Genomic DNA, 21,473 nt, shown 5'->3' with positions numbered 1-21,473 from the left:
GGTGAGAACCAATTTGAGGACAAAGTAACGTGTATTTCAAGAGAAGTCAATATAACCTTGTCAAGATAGTTTTATATATGTTGGCGATATTTCCGTTAGCTGATGCCGCAAGTGGTATGGTGCTGCAAGGAGGGATTTCTTATGGTCAGGAATCCCTCCCAATTGGCATAATTTTCCGGCTGATTCTGTCAGCTTTGATCATTGGATCAATTATTATTTACAAAAATTGGCAAGCAATTTCGATTAGCTTTGCAATCTGTTTTGGTGGAACCTTAACGGTTATTTTAGTTCAAGGAATTGTATATGATTATAGTTTTGCACAATTAATTAATGAAGGTCGGATTTTTGGGAAATATATTGTGTGGGCAGTCATCATCGTCTTTTTCTATTCATATCGCCAGCTTATTAGTAAAGAAACACTGACGCAAGTAACAAATATATCAAATTTATTATTAATACTAGGTTTGATTATTCCTAAACTTCTAGGTGTAGGAACCAATACTTATGACGGTACAGTTGGTTTTAAGGGATGGTACTACGGACCTAATGATACAACCTACTGTTTAGCATTTTTAACAATTTTCTTGGTTTTAACGGTGCAGATAAATCGGCCGAATCGGAGAAATGTCTTACTATTTTGTTTATATTTCGGGGATCTATGGGCATTGCTAATCATCGGGACAAAGATGGGTTTGCTGGCATTGGTTATGTCAGTTGTGATTTTAGTGATTAGGGCATTACAAACATGGACTTTACCGATCCTTTTGATTGTTATTTTGGATATCGCGGCAGCCATCGGAATTGTGATCTATTTTTATGGGGCCTCAATTTATGAAACCGTGTTTCTTCCGAATATAAAAAGAATCCAATACTTCTATCAACTCTATAATGGTGACGTGCTTCGGGTGCTTTTCAGTGATCGACTGGGACGTACTAGTAATGACCTGGCAATTTTAGCGACGAAGATGAAGAATTTTGAATTGTTGAATTTCATTGGTTACGGCTATGATTTTAGGAAATTTATCATTGTAGAGGCTGAAGGATTGATTGAAATGGATTTTATTGACACGTTTTTCAGTTATGGCTACTTAGGGCTAATGTTTTTAATAACCTTTGTGGTAACGGTCTTTAGGAAAATCAATATTTTGCAGAATAAAAGCATCTTTGCACTGTTCTTAATGTCGATTATATATGCCAATATTGCTGGACATGTTTTATATTCCGCAATGGCCGGAACAACGTTGGGAATGCTCTGTGGTTTTTTGTTAGTGGAAGGTTAGGATCTTATTAAAATGAAACGAAATTTAAAAATATTGGGAATTTTAATTATCTTGTCGCTGTTTGGTGGAATCCTTACAGGACAAGTTTTACATAGAAGTGTCTATGGTTCGAACTATACGGCATCAATCGATATGGTAATTCCTTATGCAGGTAGTGACAACAATACAACGACCAGTGATACCGTGAAAGGCATTATTATGTCCGGAACCTATGACCAATTAGTCGCGAAGAAAGTCAATCAGGTAAGTAAAAAGAAAGTTACGGCTAGCAAAATCGCAAAGACAATCAGTGTTGAGGGGGTCGAAGGATCGCAATTAATCACAATCGGGATATCTTCAACCGACAAGCAACTGACAACAGAAATTGGGAAAACGATTCTATCTGAGACCGGTTCAGTTGTTAAATCAGCTGTGGGGGAGCAATACACGCCACGAGTCTTGATTGATAGTAAAAACTTAACTGTTCAAACAAAGAATGTCTCTGTGGTCAAAATTAGTGTTTTGGCCGGATTAATAATTTTTATTGTCGGCTCAACATTGACCTTGTTGGCCTTGGCAATTCGTACCTATCAGCAAACTGAAAAAAGTCGCTAAATAGGTGAAAGCAGGGATAGAAACAATTGGATATTGGATGAAACTATGAAGAAGAGAAACGCATCACTGGATATATTTAGAATTATCGCCGCACTATTAGTAATATTAATTCACTTTTCGGGAAACTACTTTCCACAAGTCGCCTATGTATTTGGGAAGATTGTAGTACCAATTTTTATGATGATTACGGGGTATTTCTTTTTTAGAAAGGTACAACGCTTGGGTATAGGTGAGGAGACTGATCGGTATATTCGTGCAACATCAATTAAGATTTTACAATTAATTATTTTTTGGTCGATACTATATATTCCGCTTGCTATAACAGAATTGCATGATAAAAGCTTACTAGTAATTGTGGCATATCTTTTACGCTCGGTCTGGGGAATCAATATGTTCGTTGGTCCGGCGTGGTATCTGATTTCAGTTTTATGGGGCTTAAACTTTGTTTATTATTTTATGAAACATACAAAGATGGTAGTGCCAAATATTGTTGGAATAATCGGGTTGTTGGTTGGAATTATGACGACTTATTATGGAAATTGGTTAAACGATTTCCCATCGCTTGCTAAAGGAGTCGAATTTGTCTACCCGGCTTGTTCATTGCTGATTGGTATCTCATGGATAACCTTGTCTTTTTACCTAGTGAAATATAAGGAGCGCTTAGATTACTTGGCACGAGGCTGGATCATTGTTTTACTCTTCATCTGTGGGGAGCTTGAATTGCTCCTAGTTCGACATTATCACTTGGTATTTAAGGATACTTATGACGTGTCTTTCACGGCAGTAGTCTTGGCACCATTAGTGTTTTTGTGGATTCTGAATCATAATTTTAATGTTGGATCGCAAACTTTACAATTACTAAAAAGGTTGTCAGCACTATTTTATTTTACACACCTAATGGTGGGGGACATTATAATTCATTGTTTGGAACAATCCTCACTTCAACTAACCCATCTGACTGAATATTTGTTGATTGTACTGGCCGTGACGATTGTATCATTTGTTTACTTAGGATTGATGAAGTTGACGAAGTGGCAGTTATTGAATATTGGATTGGGAGAGTAATCATGACAACTTTTCTTACTGAAAATGAAATTGCCGACTTAATTTTTGATGACGCAACGATAGTTGTTGAGGGGTTTATGGGATCAGCTAATCCCGATGGAATTCTAAAGAGATTAGAGCAGCGTTATTTACAAACTCAACATCCCAAATCTTTGGAGTTGTGGAATGTTTCTGGGGTTGCCACGAGTCCGAATAATGGGATTAATCGCTTGGCACACACTGGTCTGTTAAGGCGTGTGGTAGGCGGATTTTATGGACCACACACGGCCCTAACCCCATTAATTAAGGCGAATGAGTTTGAGGCATATAATTACCCGCAGGGTGTTGTGAGCAAAATGTTCAGAGACATCGCCGCTGGACAGAACGTTCATCTAACGAAGACAGGTCTGAATACTTTTATTGATCCAGAACTTGAAGGGGGTAAGTTGAACCAACGAGCGACCGCAGATTTAATTAAGAAGGTTCAGATTTTAGATGAAGAATATCTGGCTTTTACTTTGCCCAGGATTGATTTTGCAATTGTGCGAGTCCCTTTTGCTGACGAACTTGGTAATATTGCTTTAAACGAGGAGCTCTTGATTGAAGTGCAAGATATTATCTTAGCTAGTCACAATGGTGGCGGTAAGGTACTAGTAGAAGTTGACGAAATAATTTCACATCAAGCATTACTCCAAAAAGTACATCGTTTGCCAAGTGCTTTAATTGATTATGTGAGTGTACGGCAAAGCCTTCCGGAAAAGAGCGAACGGGGGCAAGGTGTTGAACAACCTCGAGATCAATTACGAGATTTGATGGCAAGTAAGGCGCTACAAATTTTGCGGAGTTATGATCTGACAGGCCGTTTGATCAATTTTGGTGTTGGACGTTATCCAGAGGCGGTGGCCAAGCTAGCAAAGAATATTGATGCTTTAACAAGCGTTGAATCAGGAGTGATCGGCGGTGAGATTCAATCGGGGATGCTTTTCGGTTATGCAAAAAATCCTTTAACAGTATTTAGTCAACCTAGTATGTTCGACTTATATGATGGTGGTGGGCTTGATGCGGCGGTGCTTGGCTTCGCTGAATTTGACCAAGTGGGCAATGTAAATGTTTCCGCGTTCAATCATTCAATATCGGGGGCTGGTGGCTTTATCGACATTGCAAGCAATACGAGGAACATAATCTTTATTGGAACAATGACGGCAAAAGGATTAAAAACAAGTTATGAAAAAGGCCGAGTTGTAATTCAACAAGAAGGACTTGTAAAAAAAGCAGTTACAATGGTTGAACATATCACCTTTTCGGGGAAAAGGGCCTATCAAAACCGACAAAACGTCTTTTTCGTAACTGATCGGGCAATTTTTAAATATAATAACCAACAGCGGATTGAAATAATTGAGATATATGGTGGGATCGACCTTGAAAGGGATATTTTGAGCCAGATGAATTTTGTACCAGACGGGGTTGAGAAATTTCGAAGCACAAGTCTGTAAAATAAGTAAGGGCAAATTCATACAAATTAAAGCTTTTTGCGTTAGCTGAAATTATGATCGTAAAAAAGCAGATTAACGAAGGCATCGCAGTTTAGCGGTGCTTTTTTTGAGGGCGAAATTTAAGGATAAATAATTACAATAGCAAGTTTTATTTTTCGGAAAATATTATTTTTGATATAACAAAACTAGTCCGTGATATAATTATCATATTGAATAATCAAAAATGGAGTAGCTTAAATGAAAAATTTACATGATAAAATTAAGGCAATTGTGTTGTTGTTAGTGTTGGTGGGTGCGACGATTGTCGGCGTGGTATTTAAGCAGCCGGTTTTAGCAAAGGCTGGTGATGATCCAGGTGTGACACTGTCAGGACCGACTGTAATTAATTCTAAAGGTTTAGTTGAATTAAACGTTACATTGGCTGCATCTGCAGGTAAGCTAACCGCGGATGATGAGATTGAGGTTGTAATTCCGCAAAAGATTGTTGCGGATCCTGAGCAATTAACATCGATGCTTGGATTGGAGGATCCATTTTATTTAGCAGATCCGGCTTACACCACGGATAGTCAAGGTAACTACCTTTTGCATGTAAAGTATGATGTCAATAAGATTGATCCAAATGAGGCGAATGGGTATACCTTTAATGTGCAGTTCCGCGCGCCATATTTTACTGATAATTCAATCGTGCCACCGATGGTCAATTTCTCGACGAATTTGATTCAAGGTAACAAGGTTGTCAGCTCGGATCAGACAGTTTCGCAGACGCATCCAGATGGTGTTGGAAGCCCAGCATTTACAAAGTATAGTAACGCGAACTCATTAAATATTGACGGACAACAAAAATATGTGATGTCGCCAACTGATCCAGGTTCAAATAATTTCGCACTGGTAGTTAACTACAATCAGCAAAATTACGACAATCTGACAATCACAGACACCATGCCAAAAGGGTTGTCCCTGGCAGATTCATATAGTATTTTTCCAAGTGCTAGTGGTGATAGTACAGATATTCAACATTTGAAGATTTATAGGATCAACTGGGACACCCAAGGTAATATTGCTGGAGTTGAGTATGTGACGGGACAATTTGCTGATAAAATAACTAGTACAGCAAGTACGTTCTCAATTAATTTTGGGAAGGTAACATCTGACCAATCCTACGCAATATCATATGGGGCCGCAGTTGATAGTGGTCTAAACGAAGAAAATTTTGGTACGCGTTATAATCATGCAACCATGAGCAATGGACAAAACAGTGTTCTTTATGAGGCAAATGTACCATTGATCATGCACGAGGCGACAACCGGTGCAACGAGTCTTAGAAAAACTGTTGATCATGCGGTACTTACCACAAATAGCTCGTCTTTGTTATATACATTAAAGTTGTCGAATAATAATGGTACGCTGAAGGCAGGGACGGTTGTGACAGATCCGTTGCCAGCGCATACAAAATACCTTAGCACAACGGAGCATCAAGGCTTTAGTGCTGGAGTGTATGATGCAGAGAAGAATACGATATCTTACACTTTGCAAGAAGATATTGCACAAGGCGATAGTAGAGAAATTAAATTTGCCGTGCAATATGACAATTCACAGGCGCATGTTGGTGATAAAGTTGTTAATCGTGCTGGATATTCGTATGCCGGATCAACGATTTATAGTAACGATGCAACAACTTTATTGAGTGGCTCGGCGGTGTTACAAAAGTTAGATCGTAAGACTGGTAATCCGCTGGAAGGAGCAACCTTTAAGATTGTTGATAGTGATGGCAAACTCGTTATCAATGATTTGAAGACGAACACCCAGGGAATAGTAAACTCGGGGTTATTGGCACCAGGAAAGTATGCCTTCATTGAGACAAGCGCCCCAAACGGTTATGCCGTGGACTCAACGCCAAACCCCTTTACAGTTGTAAATGGTCAAGAAGCAGCAGTTGATTTGATTATGTATAATAGTCAGGCGACAGAATTATCTGGTAAGAAGTATTGGCAGGATAATGATGATGCTGCAAAGTTACGACCAAGTTCGATTACGGTTGATTTATATCAGAATGGTTTGAAGATCAAACAAACAACGGCAACTGCGACAAATGGCTGGCAATATCATTTTACTGATCTGGCAAAGTTTGATCGTAACGGAAATCAATATCATTACACTGTTAAAGAAGAGCCTGTAGCAAATTATGCGGGTGAACAGACAGGGAATGACTTTACCAATACTTTGGAGGCACATCCGACGGTGACACCAGAGCCACCGTTGGAACCGTTAAACCCTGAGATGCCAAATGAGGGAACAAACAGTCAAAAGGAGTTACCGCAGACGGACCTAAATCTAACTAGCTACCTATCCTTGTTAGGAATTGGGATTCTGTCGATAATTGGTTTTGGCGCATTGAAACGTGAACATTAATAGATGAAGAACATACGCTGGTGGCGTATGTTCTTTTTTTAAGATTTTAGTTACGCACATCGGTTTTTTGCAGCTGGCAAAGAAGCATGCTAGAATAGTTTTTTGCGTGAATCGAATGCTAAGACTATACTAATTATTATGAAAACTTTTAAGGAGTGATTTGTAATGCAAAATTATTGCCTGATTTAAGGTTACTATCTAATTTTGACCATGAATGAGGATCAATAAAATATACAAATCAAGGGTGTACAATGAGTGAAGAAGTAGGAACAGATGCTAACCAATTAAGGCGAACGATGACTTTAATTCCAGCCATTTCAACGGTTATGGGAACCGTCATCGGGGCCGGTGTATTTTTTAAAGCCTCAACGGTGGCACAAGGGACTGGATCAACAAGTATGTCAATGTTTGTCTGGTTCTTCGGGGGGTTAATCAGTATTGCAGCGGGACTAACTGGTGCAGAACTAGCAGCAGCAATCCCTGAGACTGGTGGAATGCTGGTTTATATTGAGCGAGCCTATGGTAAAATCCCAAGTTATTTATTAGGATGGGCGCAGGTAATTATTTATTTTCCGGCAAGTATTGCAGCAAAGGGAATTATCTTCGGAACCCAAGTAGTCAATTTATTCCACTTAGGAACGAACGCAGTTGTACCAGTGGGGATTTTGGCATTGCTGTCAGTGACGGGAATTAACTTCTTAGGTTCTAAAATTGCGGGACAGTTTCAAGCGTTAACACTCTTTTTCAAGCTAATTCCGTTGGCCTTGATAATAATTTTTGGGCTACTTCAGTCAGGTGGCGTGACAGTTAGTATTTTCCCTGTAACCGAGGGTGCTGGTACTGGTGGTTTTGCAACTGCGATGGGTGCGGGCTTACTAGCAACGATGTATGCTTACGATGGCTGGATTCACGTGGGTAACATTGCTGGGGAAATGAAAAATCCATCACGTGATTTACCACGCGCAATCGCTGGTGGGTTGATCGGAATTATGGTGATTTATTTATTGGTTAACTTTGTATTTCTACATACTTTGCCACTACATGCGATTGCCGGTAATGAAAATACATCAATGGACGTGGCCAATGTCATCTTTGGCGATTTTGGTGGGAAGTTGGTAACAATTGGAATTTTGGTTTCAATCTATGGAACATTAAATGGATATACAATGACCGGAATGCGGTTGCCTTATGCAATGGCGAAGGAAAATGAATTACCATTCTCTAAATATTTTGTTCGGCTAAATCGTTTTCAAATTCCTTATATAGCTGGACTTTTTCAGGTTACTCTATCGATAATCTTAATGTTGCGAGGTGGTTTCGATCAATTAACGGATATGTTGATATTCGTGATTTGGATCTTTTATATCTTGGTCTTTGTTGCTGTTATTCGGCTACGGCACAAAGAACCTGATTTGTTCCGACCATATAAGGTTCCGTTGTATCCATGGATCCCATTAGTTGCAATTATTGGTGGGGTATTCATTGTTGTCATGACGCTAATGAGTCAATTTGATTTGGCTATGATTGGTTTGGGACTTACATTGCTTGGGTTACCAATGTACTTTATCATGCATCGCAAAGATCAAAAGAATAGTTGATTAAGTAAACAAATCGAGCGCTTTGGCGCACGGTTTGTTTTTTTTCAGGCACTTTAGTTAAACTTGCTTTTACAGCCGGCTATATTTATGTAAACTTATTGCCGTAACTGCCATAATTATCGTACACTTAATATAATGAATAAAGTAAAAGGACTTAAAATTGGCATACAGCTGACTTGTGAAATAGAACAAATCAAACAACCATAGGGAGTAATATGAAAAAACGACTAAGTAAACAGCTTTGGTTTCAATTGATTGCAATTATTGTTGCACTGGAGATTATTGCAATTGCAATTAATTTCTTTTATGCACCAATTAATGTAGCAGCGGGGGGCGCAACTGGAATTGCAATTTTATTGGATGCAACATTTGGAATCAATCGTGCGTTGACCGTGTTAATTATTAACACAATCATGATTATTATTGCGGCGATCTTCCTAAATCGAACGACCGTCCGGAACATAATTTTCGGAAGTTTTATGTTGCCGCTACTCTTGTTTGTTACACCGAGTTTTAAATTAGTTGAGGATTCAGTGCTGGCAGTAATTATTGGTGGTGCAATCTTTGCGACCGGAATTGCAATTCTGTATCGACTAGAGGCGTCGAGTGGTGGTACAACGGTCCCACCAATGATCTTGAAGAAATATTGGCGCATTAACCCGGCTAAATCATTGCTGGCAATTGATCTAGTCGTAACGTTCTTTAATTTATTTGTGGCTGGTACAAATGCATTTTTCTTGGCAGCTTTTTCTTTGGTAATCACATCAATGGTGATGCGTTATATTGAGACTGGGCTAGACTTAAAGCATCAAGTAACGATTATGAGTAACCATAAACTGGACGAAATTAGAGCAATGCTGCTAGATGAAGAACATAGTTTGACGGTGTTTAATGTTCAGGGTGGCTATACTGATAATGACAAAGATATGTTGATGGTAATGGTTGATAATAGTAATTATGCTCATTTACTTAGGTTAATCCATGATGTAGATGAGAATGCCTTTATTGTGACGACCAATGTCACGGAGGTTCATGGCGGAACTTTTGGTATATAGTAAATAAATGTAAGGTCAACGACGCGGACCTATAAATAGTTGATATAATTGACATAAATGAGAATGAGGTGAATGATATGGCATCACGTTTAGACTTAGTTAGGCAGACATTTGATAAGTTAGCAATTGATGGATTGTTAATTACTGATGGAGTTAATATGAAGTATTTAACTGGTTTCGATGGTGGAACTGGTGATGGCGTTGTGTTAGTCGGAAAAAATGGCGCAGCTTTGATTACTGATGGGCGTTATGAAGAAGCATATCGAAATGCGCTACCAGAGGGCATCGAGTTATTGATTACACGTGATTATTTTGGTGTTGCAATGATGGCGGCTAAGCGGTACAAAATCGCACGCCTCGGCTTTGAGGATACGATCACCTACCGTGATTTTGATGTAATTGACGAGACCTTTGATGGTGAGGATATTGCCCCTGTTCCAGCTTTACTTGAAATGATTCGAGAAGTTAAAGAGCCAGATGAACTGGTGAAGTTACGCAAGGCAGCTGACGTATCGGTTGCAGCATTTAATGAGCTCTTACCTCAGTTACATGTAGGCATGACAGAGCGCGAAGTTGCGAATTTGTTGGATCAAATTATTAAGAGTAAGGGCGCAGAGAAGCCATCCTTTGATACAATTGTTGCTTCGGGATTCCGAAGCGCTTTGCCCCATGGTACTTCAACAGAAAAGGTGATTGAGGCTGGTGAACTAGTTACAATTGACTTTGGCTACTATGTGGATGGATATACCTCTGATATTACGAGAACGTTGGCTTTTGGTGAGATTGCACCTGAAGCCAAGAAAATTTATGAGGTTACCAAGCAGGCACTAGATGCAACCATCCTTGCCACAAAGGCCGGAATGCTGGCTAAGGATCTAGATGCAGTCGCACGTGATATTATCACGGCGGCTGGCTATGGCAAGGAATTTAATCACTCAACTGGTCACGGAATCGGATTAGATATTCACGAGGGACCAGTGATTTCGGCGCGTGCAAGCGAGGCAGATGTGTTGGCTGAAGGAATGTTGCTGACCATTGAGCCTGGAATTTATGTTGCTGGTTTGGGTGGGGTTAGAATCGAAGATGATATCATTCTGACTGGAAGCACTAGCGAAAACTTGACTAGTGGTATTTCGACCGACTTAATTGTAATTGAGAAGTAATATGACAGTTGAATATTTTGAATTCTACCGTGGAAATATGACGACTGGCTTCGATTATTTTTATGGCAAACAAACTCAGCAAGGTGCTTTCATCTTAGGCACACCAAAACAAATGCACCTAGAACCATTAGATATTACCGATGAAAAGCTTATATTTGACAAGCAAAAGCCTGAGCCAAGTCTGGCTAAATACAATGGTTTGGTTAGGCCAATGGCTTTTCAATGGGAACCATTAACAGAGCACCTCTTGGATGAAGTCCGCGCTTGGAATTTAAACTATCAAGGGAATGTTGGTAGTGAAAATGAAGAATGGGGACTGCGCCTTAAACAGACTGAGTCCGAGCATGAATTACGAGTTTGGGGATTAAATGATTACCCTAGTAATTTTGAAGATGTCTACCAATGGTTGAAGACACTAACAACAGGACATTTATAGGAAATCGAGGGGCTTATGGATTTTTTTACGTCAGATACACATTTCTTCCATGAAATTTTATTACAGAGTAATAATTTTTCGCCACGACCTTATGATAATTTAGAAGATTTCCATAAAGGCCTAATTCAGGCATGGAACGAACGAGTTACAAATGAGGATGTCGTGTATCATTTGGGAGATGTGGCCTTTCTAAATAAGATTAAGCCGGTTCAACGTGGTTATGATTTGACGTTAGAGATCCTAAAAGAACTACATGGACAAATTCAATTTGTTAAGGGGAATCATGATACACGTAGTTTCTTTAAATACCTGGAGAAAAATAATTATCAGTTGGCAGATGGGAAGAATAAATTTGTTTTTCATGATGTTGGATTAATTTTGAAAGCTAATGGACATCAGTTCTTTATGACGCACTATCCGCTGATGTTTGGACAGACACAAAATTCTATAAATTTGCATGGGCATATTCATAATTCAATGGTAAATGTTCCGGAAAATATCAATGTTGGTGTTGATAGCGCGGATCTGAATTATTTATTTGATGACGAACGGCCGACATGGGGAACGCCACTAAGTTTAGCTGAAATCGAATTGATTATAAAAGCCAAGCATGATGATTTTGCAAAACGGAGGTAAGGTCTTATGGAACGGATTACAATTCTACATACGAATGATTTTCATTCGCACATAGAACGTTGGCCAAAGATACGGCGGCTTTTGCAGAATCAGAAGCGCAATCTATTACGTGAAGGTCAGTCAGTGTTGACGTTTGATATTGGTGATTTCATGGACCGAGTTCATCCGCTAACTGAGGCTACAATGGGGCAAGCCAATGTAGATCTGATGAATGAAATTGGTTATGATGCGGTTACGGTTGGTAATAATGAGATGTTAGGTTTTCCTCATACGGTGATGAATCACATGTATGATCGAGCTAACTTCCCTGTATTGCTTGGAAATGTACTGGATCGGGAAACAGATGCAATACCCGACTGGGCTGAGCAATATAAAATAATTGAAACCAAAGGGCATACTAAAATTGGAGTAATTGCTTTTACAGCCCCTTTTATCTTGACCTTCCCACTGTTAGGTTGGAATCCTGAAGCTGCCAGTGAAGCGTTGAGAAAGTTGCTAAAAGAATTGAAGCCCCAAGTTGATGTAATCGTACTTTTGTCACATTTAGGATTACCGACAGATCGTTTTTTGGCGGATCATTTTTCAGAGTTAGATTTGATAATTGGAGCACATACGCATCATTTATTGCCAGTTGGCGAAGAAAGAAATGATACTTTACTAGCGGCAGCGGGCAAATATGGACAGCATATAGGACAAATCACGCTTACATTAGCGGATCGAAAGGTAGTTGCGAAATCAGCCAGAACGATTATTACGGATGAATTACCAACACTGCCTGAGGACCAAGTCGAAAATATTTTGGCCAATGATACGGGTCGAACAATTTTGACGAGGCGTCAGTTAGGTGCATTGCCAGTTGAGTACTCTAACGATGTGAATGCTTCTTATCGACTGGTTGATTTAGGACTCAAGGCTCTTGAAATGAGGACAGAGACTAGTATTGCTATGTTGTCCACGGGCTTATTCTTGCGTAATTTACCGGCAGGAGCAGTTAACGCTTTTGATTTGCATGAGCTATTGCCACATGCGGTCCATGCAAACAAAGTAACGCTTAAAGGAACCGACCTACTGAGATTGTACCGAGAGGTTGAAAAAAATCGAATGTTTATGAAGGCGGCGAAAATTCGTGGAATGGGCTTCCGTGGTGATACGTGGGGAGAAATTGTTTGGGATGGTTTGGAAGTAGATGGTCAAGGCCAGCTATTGGTTAATGGGCAACCATTGGATCCACTTGCGAGCTATCAAATTGGGTCATTAGATCATTACTTGTTTATCCCATATTTTCCAACTTTGGAAATTGCTGGTAAGAATGAATTACTATATGACTCTGTTTTTCGAGAAGATTTTGGTAGTTATTTGTCGACACAATTTCCGATAACATAAAGATTCGAAAGGAGTTCATGAGTGAATGGATCGTGAACGGATGAAAGAGCTGACTGAGGCACAAGTCTTGGAAAGAGCTGCAGCAAACACAATTATTCAAAGCAATCAGGGCGAGGAAATTCAAATTAATGAGCGCGCTTATTTGTTATTGAAAAATTATCGTGACGCGTATGATAGTCAGAAGCTGGCAACACGTTTTAGTGTTTTCCTTGAAAAGTACGATTATTTGGTGGGTGACATTGCGGCCAATCAATTGCGCTTGAGAGGTTTTTATAAAGAAGGTACTGATGGTGTACCGCGAAGTCAGCAAATTAATACTCTTCAAGATTATTTATACGAAGAGATTAATTTTGGAGCACCTTATTTTGTTTTGCAAAATTTGGAACCGCATATGGTTGATGAAGGTGAGGACGTTAATCAGTCATCTCATGAACGAAATAAGAAACAACATTCTCGGTCAAAGCATTCTAAAAATGCCAATTTGCAAGCCAAGACGGGGGCGGTTGCTGAGAAAAAGAAAAGAGTTAGTCCTAAAACCCCACGAGATAAACAAGCAGGTAAAAAGGTCGAGACGAAGGGTAATAATGGGCATCGTCGTTTTCAAGTTCGTGAGCGTAAAGTGGGGGAAATAAAGAAGGATGAGTAACTATTCAGGGTATTTCATTGATCTTGATGGCACAATCTATAAAGGTCGGGAGCGTTACCCTAGTGGGAAGCGATTTGTTGAACGGCTACAAGCCGCCGAGATTGATTATCGGTTTGTAACCAATAATTCGACAAAAACACCTGAAGAAGTTGCCCGAAATTTAACTGATAATCATGACATTCCGACTAGCCCAGAACAAGTCTATACTTCGGCAATGGCCACGGCAGATTTTTTGCGAACCCAACCAAAGATTGAATCGGTATTGATCGTAGGGGAAGGTGGACTAAAGACGGCGATTGAACAAGCTGGCTTTCAGTTAGTGGCAAAGGCGCCAGCTGATGCTGTGGTTATTGCATTAGATCGAGACGTCACTTACGAAAAATTGATGGAAGCAACGTTTGCCATTCAGGCCGGTGCGCGATTCATTGCAACTAACATTGATACGAATTTGCCAAATGAGCTTGGCATGACCCCTGGTGCAGGAGCTTTCGTAACATTCATTGAGACGGCAACTCAAACGAAGCCAGTAGTAATTGGGAAGCCTTCAAAGACAATTATTGATTTAGCATTAGCACGGGTCGATAAAAATGCGAATGAAGTGATTATGGTTGGTGATAATTATAATACGGATATTAAAGCAGGACTAAATGCTGGAATGGATACCTTGTTAGTTTATACGGGCGTCGCGGTTAAGACTGATGTTCAACAGTATGAAGCCGCCGTCCGGCCAACTTATGAGGTGGATTCATTAGATGATTGGATCCTTTAATTCTTTTACTAGGCGTCCAGGTAGATCTGGGTTAAAATAATACTGTTGAGAGATTAACACTATATTTTAATATGAAAGAGGAAGAGAATTATGGCAACAGTACATCCTTATCTAACAATGGTGAATACCAAAGAGGCTTTGACCTATTATGAAGATGTCTTTGGTGCAAGCAATATTGTAAGAATGCCGGTTGCTGAGGCACAGGCTGAACAGTTTGGTGTATCAGCAGAACAAGCGGCAGAAATGACGATGCATGGTCAATTCGATGTGCTTGGAACGACTGTCATGGCTGCAGACAATTTTATGGGTGTTGAGAAGTTGGATTATGCGTCAGTTGCAATTTTGTTAGATCTGAACTCAGAAGACGCTGACGAATCAGCTGCGGCAGATGCCTTTTGGAAGAAAATTGCTGAATCAGGGCAAGTAACAATTAATATGCCATATGAAGAACAGTTCTGGGGCGGTAAGATGGGCGATTTCACTGATAAATATGGTGTTCGTTGGATGTTACATGCACAACCATATTCACAAATGCCAGGTCAAAATTAATTGAAGATTCGCTTACTTTAAAAGAAGCCCAAATAGCTAGAAAATGTTAAAAAAGATTTCGTTGTTGATAATGAAATCTTTTTTTTTGACCAAAATATTATGCGCTATTAGATAACTTGGTTATAATTTAACTAAAGCGCTTACAGATGACTTATTCGGAAAATATTTTTGGAGGATATGGAAATGAAAATGAATATATTTTTGACTTTGGCAGAGACTTCGGAACAGGCAATGGAATTTTATACGACAGTTTTTCCACAAACTAAGATCGAGAAAATCGATCGATATCCTAAGGGAATGCCCTACACGCCAGATAGCATGGTTGGAAAAGTCCTACATGGTGTATTGAACTTACAAGGTAATGAAATTTATTTTATGGATATGGACAAGCAACAAGCGCCAGAAACAAGCTGGGCGAGTTCACTTTATCTTGACCTAACATCTGAGGCAGAGTTTGATGATATATTCAAGAAATTGGCAGATAAAGGTAATGTTATGATGGGACCGGAGGCGGTTGGTGACTTGCGAAAGGTCGCGTGGGTTGTAGATCGTTTTGGAATTACATGGCAGTTAATATGGGCATAGATTTTAGAAAAAGGCTTTCTCAATGAGGAAGCCTTTTTTCAATGATTAGCGAAATAGCGCGTGGGTAGACTATTTTTATCAATGTAAAGAAAATCTTTACATAACTCCCGAAAGAACGTTACATTTTGAGAGCATAATAGGAACTAATAGTTGAGATAAAAATAGGAGGCGTTCGTATGAAGCGCAGTTGGTTAATAAGCGCAGTAATTGTCATAATTGCTGGGGGCCTATTAGCTTTCGGATACTCTACGCGGAGTAAAGAAAGTGGTACAAATATCACGGCGGTCGGGTCAACTGCCTTGCAACCTTTGGTCGAGGCGGCTGGTGAACAGTTTGCGGCAGATCATTTTGGTGTCTTTGTAAATGTTCAAGGTGGTGGAACTGGTACTGGATTGGCGCAAATTCAATCTGGGGCAGTGGATCTTGGTAATTCAGATTTATTCGCGCAGGAAAAACAAGGAATTAATGCTAAGCAGTTAATCGATCACAAAATTGCGGTTGTTGGTGTTGCACCCTTGGTGAATAAGCAGGCTGGTATCAAGAATTTGACTACTGAGCAATTAACCGAAATCTTTACAAAAAAGGTGACTAACTGGAAAGAAGTTGGCGGAAACGACTTGCCGATTGTACTTGTCAATCGAGTTGCAGGTTCTGGGACGCGTGCAACCTTTGAAAAGTGGGGCTTGAACGGAGCGCAATCAGCTGAAGCTCAGGAACAAGATTCATCAGGGATGGTTCGATCGATTGTTAATTCAACACCGGGTGCCGTGTCGTATGCAGCTTTCTCATATCTAGATAAAACGGTTGACGTACCAACTTTGAACGGTGTGACGCCAAACAATGCGAATGTTCAAAGCGGTGCTTGGCCAATTTGGTCATACGAACACATTTATACGAAGGATCAGCCAAAGGGTGAAGTAAAGGCCTTTTTGGAGTATCTTACATCAACAAAGGTACAAAGTACGATTGTGCCACAATTGGGTTATATTTCAATTCATGATATGCAAATTGAACGATCTGTTGACGGCAAGATTACACAGGTTAAGTAGTTAAATTGTTTTGGGTTAAGAAAAAAGAAATAGGAGCGTCGAACATGGATGAAATCCGTGCATCACTTTTGCGAAAGTCAAGAGCCAGCAAATTAGATCGTTTTGGACGGTATGTGTCACTCTCAGCCTTGTTGCTAATTGTTCTAGTCGTTGTCTCAATATTTTACTTTGTGGCAACAAAGGGTCTAGCAACATTCTTCACTGATAAAGTTAATTTTTGGTCATTTTTAACCAGTTCAACTTGGTCGCCTGGACAGGTAGATAAAGCTGGTAATCCGCTAGTTGGAGCTGCGCCGATGATCGTAGGTTCATTTCTAGTAACATTACTCTCAGCTTTGATTGCGACTCCGTTTGCAATTGGATCGGCAATCTTTATGACAGAAATTTCGCCAAAGCGGGGAGCTAGAATTCTTGGGCCAGTTACAGAGCTTTTGGTTGGAATTCCATCTGTTGTATATGGATTTATCGGCTTGTCAGTGATTGTACCAATCATGAGAAATATCTTTGGCGGTTCTGGTTTTGGAATCTTAGCTGGAGCCTTGGTGCTATTTGTAATGATCTTGCCAACGATTACTTCAATGACTGTTGATACATTGAAATCCGTCCCAAGACATTATCGTGAATCAGCACTTGCGCTTGGCGCAACGCGTTGGCAGATGATTTATAAAGTTATTTTGCGGGCAGCGACTCCCGGTATTTTGACGGCAATTGTCTTTGGAATGGCGCGGGCCTTTGGTGAAGCATTGGCGGTCCAAATGGTAGTTGGTAATGCGGCCTTAATGCCAAAGGACTTAACATCACCCGCAGCAACATTAACATCGGTTTTGACACAGGGAATTGGTAATACTGTGATGGGGACTTTGCCAAATAACGCGCTTTGGTCACTGGCTTTGATTCTATTGACGATGTCATTGTTCTTCAATCTAGTTGTTCGAGCAATCGGTAAGAAGGGAGCATTGTAAGCATGAACGCAAAAACTGCGAATAAGGTTGCCACAGGAACGTTATACTTCATTGCTGGCTTTGTGATTTTGATTTTAGCTGCTTTATTGGGCTACATTTTGGTTCAAGGTGTACCACATCTGTCATGGCACTTTTTGACGGCACCAGCAACAGCTTTTACCGCTGGTGGTGGAATCGGCGTCCAACTGTTCAATTCCTTTTATCTCTTAATTTTGACAATGATTATTTCCTTACCAATTGCTTTGGGAGCAGGAATTTATCTGAATGAATACGCCAATCCGAAGAGTCGGGTAACCGGCTTGGTAAGAACAGCAATTGAAATCCTATCTTCGTTACCTTCTGTTGTGGTTGGACTGTTTGGATTTTTGTTGTTTGTAGTGCAATTTAAACTAGGCTTTTCAATTTTGTCGGGGGCGATAGCCTTAACATTCTTTAATTTGCCATTGCTAACGCGTTCCGTTGAAGAGTCCCTTCGGACCATTCCGGACTTACAGCGTGAGGCTGGCTCAGCGCTTGGATTATCACGCTGGACGACTGTAGGGAATGTAATTTTACCAGCAGCATTGCCTTCGATTGTAACCGGGGTGGTATTATCAGCAGGACGTGTCTTTGGTGAAGCGGCCGCTCTGATTTATACGGCAGGCCAATCGGCTCCAGCATTAAAGTGGGGTGATTGGAATCCGTTCAATATTTCAAGTCCGTTGAATCTAATGCGCCCAGCAGAAACATTAGCGGTTCATATTTGGAAAGTTAATTCCGAGGGAATTATGCCAGATGCTGCCGCCGTTTCAGCGGGAGCTTCGGCGGTTCTAATTATTGCGGTGCTCTTGTTCAACTTTGCGGCCCGTTATTTCTCTAAGGTCTTGTACCGGCGTTTGACAGCATCTAAGTAGGAGGCTATGAAAAAATGACTGAAACAAATGAACTGGTCTTCAACGATGAGATGCCTGAACGTTATCTCTATGAGATGGATGAAGATAAGCACGAAGTAGCTTTGTCGACGAGTGATTTAGCTGTTTATTATGGCGGCGACAAGTTGGCGCTGAGTGATGCAGATTTGAAATTTGAACGTTTTAAAATCACGTCACTAATTGGTGCATCTGGATCCGGAAAGTCGACCTTTTTGCGGTCGCTAAATCGGATGAATGATTCAGTTGCCCGGGTTGATGGAAAGATTATGTACCGTGGCTTGAATATTAACTCGTCAGATATTGATGTTTATGAAATGCGTAAGCATATCGGAATGGTTTTCCAACGACCAAATCCCTTTGCCAAATCAATCTATGACAATATTACATTTGCGCTGAAGCAACATGGTATTCGCAACAAGGCCGAGTTGGATGAAATCGTCGAGACATCACTCAGGCAGGCGGCCCTGTGGGACGAGGTTAAGGATGACTTGAATAAGTCGGCATTGGCGTTGTCAGGTGGACAACAGCAACGATTGGTAATCGCACGGGCAGTTGCAATGAAGCCAGATATTCTATTGTTAGATGAGCCGGCATCAGCCCTTGATCCAATTTCCTCGTCGAAGATTGAAGATACACTGCTGAAATTAAAAGATGAATACACAATTATTATTGTTACGCATAATATGCAACAGGCTGCGCGAATTTCAGACTATACAGCTTTCTTTCACATGGGAAAGGTCATTGAATATGATCTGACGCGTAAGATTTTTACACGACCTAAGGTGCAACGGACAATTGATTATGTGAATGGAAACTTCGGTTAGGGGAATAGGATGACAGACAAGATACTAACAACTGAGAACGTCCGCTTGTATTATGGAAAAAAAGAAGCGCTCCATGGAATTAATCTGGATTATGATCAATATGGGATTACAGCTTTAATTGGTCCATCTGGTTCTGGTAAGTCAACTTATTTGCGAGCGCTTAACCGAATGCATGATCTAAATGAAGGTGTGACGGTGAATGGTACCTTTTTGTTCAAGGGGAAAGATATCTATTCTCCTTCCACGGACACGGTTGAATTGCGTAAGCAGATTGGTATGGTTTTTCAACAACCGAATCCATTTCCATTTTCAATTTATGACAATGTAGCATTTGGTTTACGGATTTCGGGGATGAAAGATAAGGCGCAGGTTGATGAAATCGTGGAGACTTCTTTGAAGCAAGCCGCGGTTTGGGATGAAGTTAAAGATACTTTGCATAAATCAGCACTGTCGTTATCTGGTGGACAACAACAACGTGTGTCAATCGCGCGAGCATTAGCAACTTCACCAGAAATTCTTTTATTGGATGAGCCAACGTCTGCTTTGGACCCTGTCTCAGCGCATTTGGTGGAAAACACTTTGTTGGAGATTCGTGACAAATATACGTTGATTATTGTTACTCATTCAATGTCGCAGGCATCGCGAATTTCAGATCGGACAGCATTCTTCATGAATGGAAATTTGGTTGAAGTAAACGATACAAAGAAAATCTTCTTGGATCCGGATCAGAAGGAAACACAAGATTACATTTCCGGCCGTTTCGGGTAGAATGTTTTAAAGAACATTTGTTGAGAAAATAAAGGAGACTAATTATGCGCCGATTATTTGATGATGAATTAGCAGATTTGGATACATCTTTTAAAGAGATGGGACTACTAGTTGCTGAACGATTGCATGAGGCCGTTCAGGCCTTCTTGGATCATGATCGAGAAGCTGCACAACGCATTATTGATGATGATAAAGCAATCAATCAACGTGAGATTGCATTGGAAAAGAAAACCTTTGAAATGATTGCTCTGTATCAGCCAGTGACAACCGACTTGCGTGAAATTGTGACAATTTTGAAGGCTGTTTCGGTTCTGGAACGGATTGGCGACAATGCACGTAACATTGCTTTGTCGACGATTGCAATCAAGGGGACCAAGCGAGTACCAGAGATTGAAGAGTTGATTGGTTCAACCGGGGAAATTGTTGCCAAGATGGTTTCTGAAGTATTAACATACTACGTTAATGACGACGCACGTGGTTCACAATCAATGGCAGAAATTGCCTTAGATGTGTCACAACGGACGGCTAAAATTCGTGATTTGGCAGTTGATAGTATGAAACTTGATCCTGAATTGGTTTCAAGTTCAACCGATTACTTAGTAATTGGGGGGTATCTGAAACGAACGTCAGATTATGTGACCGATATTGCTGAGTGGATTATTTATAAGCGAACTGGTAAGATCGTTGAATTGAACCCAGGTCAATCTTCGTTCATCTAAACATAAAAAAGCACAGCCATTGCAATTAATGGCTGTGCTTTTTTAACGATCATCACGACGTTTTATTTCTTGATAACGTCGGAACCACAAGTCGACGTACTCACGGGAGAAAGGACCATTATGTTGATTAATCCAATCAACTAATATTTTGACGTGCTCCTTCACAATGAAATCAATATCAGCAGGATATTGCCACTGCTCTTTGTGTAACTCGTACTCGTCAGTATCAAGAAGTCGCTTTTCCCCGTCTGGGAATACTTTGACATCAAGATCGTAGTCAATGTACTTCAGCGCTTCTTTGTCGAGGACGAAGGGCGAGGCCAAGTTACAGTAGTAGGAAACACCATTATCTCGAATCATCGCAATTATGTTGAACCAATATTTACGATGAAAATATACTATCGCGGGTTCACGGGTAACCCAACGTCGGCCATCATCTTCAGTGACTAGAGTGTGATCATTGAGGCCGATGATTGCGTTCTCGCTGGTCTTAAGAACCATTGTATCCCGCCATGTTCGGTGAAGACTGCCGTCGTGCTTGTAGCTCTTGATCGTAATAAAATCCCCCTCACGAGGTAAACGACCATCTTTCATAATCTT

The 21,473-nt window shown here is 40.4% G+C and carries 22 protein-coding genes; 21 read left to right on the top strand and 1 reads right to left on the bottom strand.

Annotated features, from left to right (window positions below):
• The first annotated feature begins 77 nt into the window (after positions 1-77).
• From ESZ50_RS04565 to phoU, 21 genes are all read left to right on the top strand, one after another.
• Positions 78-1,280, top strand: coding sequence for an O-antigen ligase family protein (locus ESZ50_RS04565; RefSeq protein ID WP_148622426.1), 1,203 nt, complete (start codon positions 78-80; stop codon positions 1,278-1,280).
• Positions 1,281-1,292: 12 nt separating this feature from the next.
• Positions 1,293-1,874, top strand: coding sequence for a YveK family protein (locus tag ESZ50_RS04560; protein WP_148622425.1), 582 nt, complete (start codon positions 1,293-1,295; stop codon positions 1,872-1,874).
• 45 nt (positions 1,875-1,919) lie between these two features.
• Complete coding sequence (locus tag ESZ50_RS04555) at positions 1,920-2,939, top strand: acyltransferase family protein (protein ID WP_148622424.1); 1,020 nt, start codon at positions 1,920-1,922, stop codon at positions 2,937-2,939.
• Positions 2,940-2,941: 2 nt separating this feature from the next.
• A complete protein-coding gene (locus tag ESZ50_RS04550; protein ID WP_148622423.1) occupies positions 2,942-4,411 on the top strand; it encodes a CoA-transferase in 1,470 nt (489 codons plus the stop codon).
• A gap of 237 nt (positions 4,412-4,648) precedes the next feature.
• Positions 4,649-6,820 carry a Cna B-type domain-containing protein gene (locus tag ESZ50_RS04545; RefSeq protein WP_148622422.1) on the top strand — a complete coding sequence of 724 codons (2,172 nt, stop codon included), beginning with the start codon at positions 4,649-4,651 and terminating at the stop codon, positions 6,818-6,820.
• A 251-nt stretch (positions 6,821-7,071) separates the two neighbouring features.
• Positions 7,072-8,418, top strand: a complete 1,347-nt coding sequence (locus tag ESZ50_RS04540; protein WP_148622421.1) for an APC family permease — start codon at positions 7,072-7,074, stop codon at positions 8,416-8,418.
• A 215-nt stretch (positions 8,419-8,633) separates the two neighbouring features.
• Positions 8,634-9,473: a YitT family protein gene (locus ESZ50_RS04535; protein WP_148622420.1), complete on the top strand. Its 840-nt coding sequence runs from the start codon at positions 8,634-8,636 to the stop codon at positions 9,471-9,473.
• Positions 9,474-9,550: 77 nt separating this feature from the next.
• Complete coding sequence (locus ESZ50_RS04530) at positions 9,551-10,636, top strand: aminopeptidase P family protein (RefSeq protein ID WP_148622419.1); 1,086 nt, start codon at positions 9,551-9,553, stop codon at positions 10,634-10,636.
• Between the two features lies 1 nt (position 10,637).
• Complete coding sequence (locus tag ESZ50_RS04525; RefSeq protein WP_148622418.1) at positions 10,638-11,072, top strand: hypothetical protein; 435 nt, start codon at positions 10,638-10,640, stop codon at positions 11,070-11,072.
• A 15-nt stretch (positions 11,073-11,087) separates the two neighbouring features.
• Positions 11,088-11,708, top strand: a complete 621-nt coding sequence (locus tag ESZ50_RS04520) for a metallophosphoesterase family protein (protein WP_148622417.1) — start codon at positions 11,088-11,090, stop codon at positions 11,706-11,708.
• Between the two features lie 6 nt (positions 11,709-11,714).
• Positions 11,715-13,091 carry a bifunctional metallophosphatase/5'-nucleotidase gene (locus ESZ50_RS04515; RefSeq protein WP_148622416.1) on the top strand — a complete coding sequence of 459 codons (1,377 nt, stop codon included), beginning with the start codon at positions 11,715-11,717 and terminating at the stop codon, positions 13,089-13,091.
• A gap of 25 nt (positions 13,092-13,116) precedes the next feature.
• On the top strand, positions 13,117-13,737 hold the full coding sequence (locus tag ESZ50_RS04510) for a YutD family protein (protein ID WP_148622415.1): 621 nt from the start codon (positions 13,117-13,119) through the stop codon (positions 13,735-13,737).
• Positions 13,730-14,506: a TIGR01457 family HAD-type hydrolase gene (locus ESZ50_RS04505; RefSeq protein WP_148622414.1), complete on the top strand. Its 777-nt coding sequence runs from the start codon at positions 13,730-13,732 to the stop codon at positions 14,504-14,506. Before ESZ50_RS04510 ends, ESZ50_RS04505 begins: the two co-directional genes overlap by 8 nt.
• A 90-nt stretch (positions 14,507-14,596) precedes the next feature.
• Positions 14,597-15,055, top strand: coding sequence for a VOC family protein (locus ESZ50_RS04500; protein ID WP_148622413.1), 459 nt, complete (start codon positions 14,597-14,599; stop codon positions 15,053-15,055).
• A gap of 183 nt (positions 15,056-15,238) precedes the next feature.
• Positions 15,239-15,640 carry a VOC family protein gene (locus ESZ50_RS04495; protein ID WP_187387548.1) on the top strand — a complete coding sequence of 134 codons (402 nt, stop codon included), beginning with the start codon at positions 15,239-15,241 and terminating at the stop codon, positions 15,638-15,640.
• 176 nt (positions 15,641-15,816) lie between these two features.
• Positions 15,817-16,689: a phosphate ABC transporter substrate-binding protein PstS family protein gene (locus ESZ50_RS04490; protein WP_148622411.1), complete on the top strand. Its 873-nt coding sequence runs from the start codon at positions 15,817-15,819 to the stop codon at positions 16,687-16,689.
• A 44-nt stretch (positions 16,690-16,733) separates the two neighbouring features.
• Positions 16,734-17,651, top strand: coding sequence for a phosphate ABC transporter permease subunit PstC (pstC, locus tag ESZ50_RS04485; RefSeq protein ID WP_148622410.1), 918 nt, complete (start codon positions 16,734-16,736; stop codon positions 17,649-17,651).
• Between the two features lie 2 nt (positions 17,652-17,653).
• Positions 17,654-18,544, top strand: coding sequence for a phosphate ABC transporter permease PstA (pstA, locus tag ESZ50_RS04480; protein WP_148622409.1), 891 nt, complete (start codon positions 17,654-17,656; stop codon positions 18,542-18,544).
• A 14-nt stretch (positions 18,545-18,558) separates the two neighbouring features.
• Positions 18,559-19,386: a phosphate ABC transporter ATP-binding protein PstB gene (pstB, locus tag ESZ50_RS04475; protein WP_148622408.1), complete on the top strand. Its 828-nt coding sequence runs from the start codon at positions 18,559-18,561 to the stop codon at positions 19,384-19,386.
• Between the two features lie 9 nt (positions 19,387-19,395).
• Positions 19,396-20,154, top strand: a complete 759-nt coding sequence (pstB, locus tag ESZ50_RS04470; protein WP_148622407.1) for a phosphate ABC transporter ATP-binding protein PstB — start codon at positions 19,396-19,398, stop codon at positions 20,152-20,154.
• Positions 20,155-20,198: 44 nt separating this feature from the next.
• Positions 20,199-20,873, top strand: a complete 675-nt coding sequence (gene phoU / locus ESZ50_RS04465) for a phosphate signaling complex protein PhoU (protein WP_148622406.1) — start codon at positions 20,199-20,201, stop codon at positions 20,871-20,873.
• 42 nt (positions 20,874-20,915) lie between these two features.
• Here phoU and ntdP read toward each other — a convergent pair whose 3' ends face one another.
• Positions 20,916-21,467 (bottom strand): nucleoside tri-diphosphate phosphatase, encoded by a 552-nt coding sequence (ntdP, locus tag ESZ50_RS04460; protein ID WP_148622405.1) that lies wholly within the window; start codon positions 21,465-21,467, stop codon positions 20,916-20,918.
• Positions 21,468-21,473: the final 6 nt, after the last annotated feature.

Origin of the sequence: Weissella muntiaci (genome assembly GCF_008107635.1) — a bacterium.
Lineage (GTDB): Bacteria > Bacillota > Bacilli > Lactobacillales > Lactobacillaceae > Weissella > Weissella muntiaci.
The sequence above is the reverse complement of the archived record's forward strand: the minus strand, read 5'-3'. Positions and strand labels throughout refer to the sequence as shown.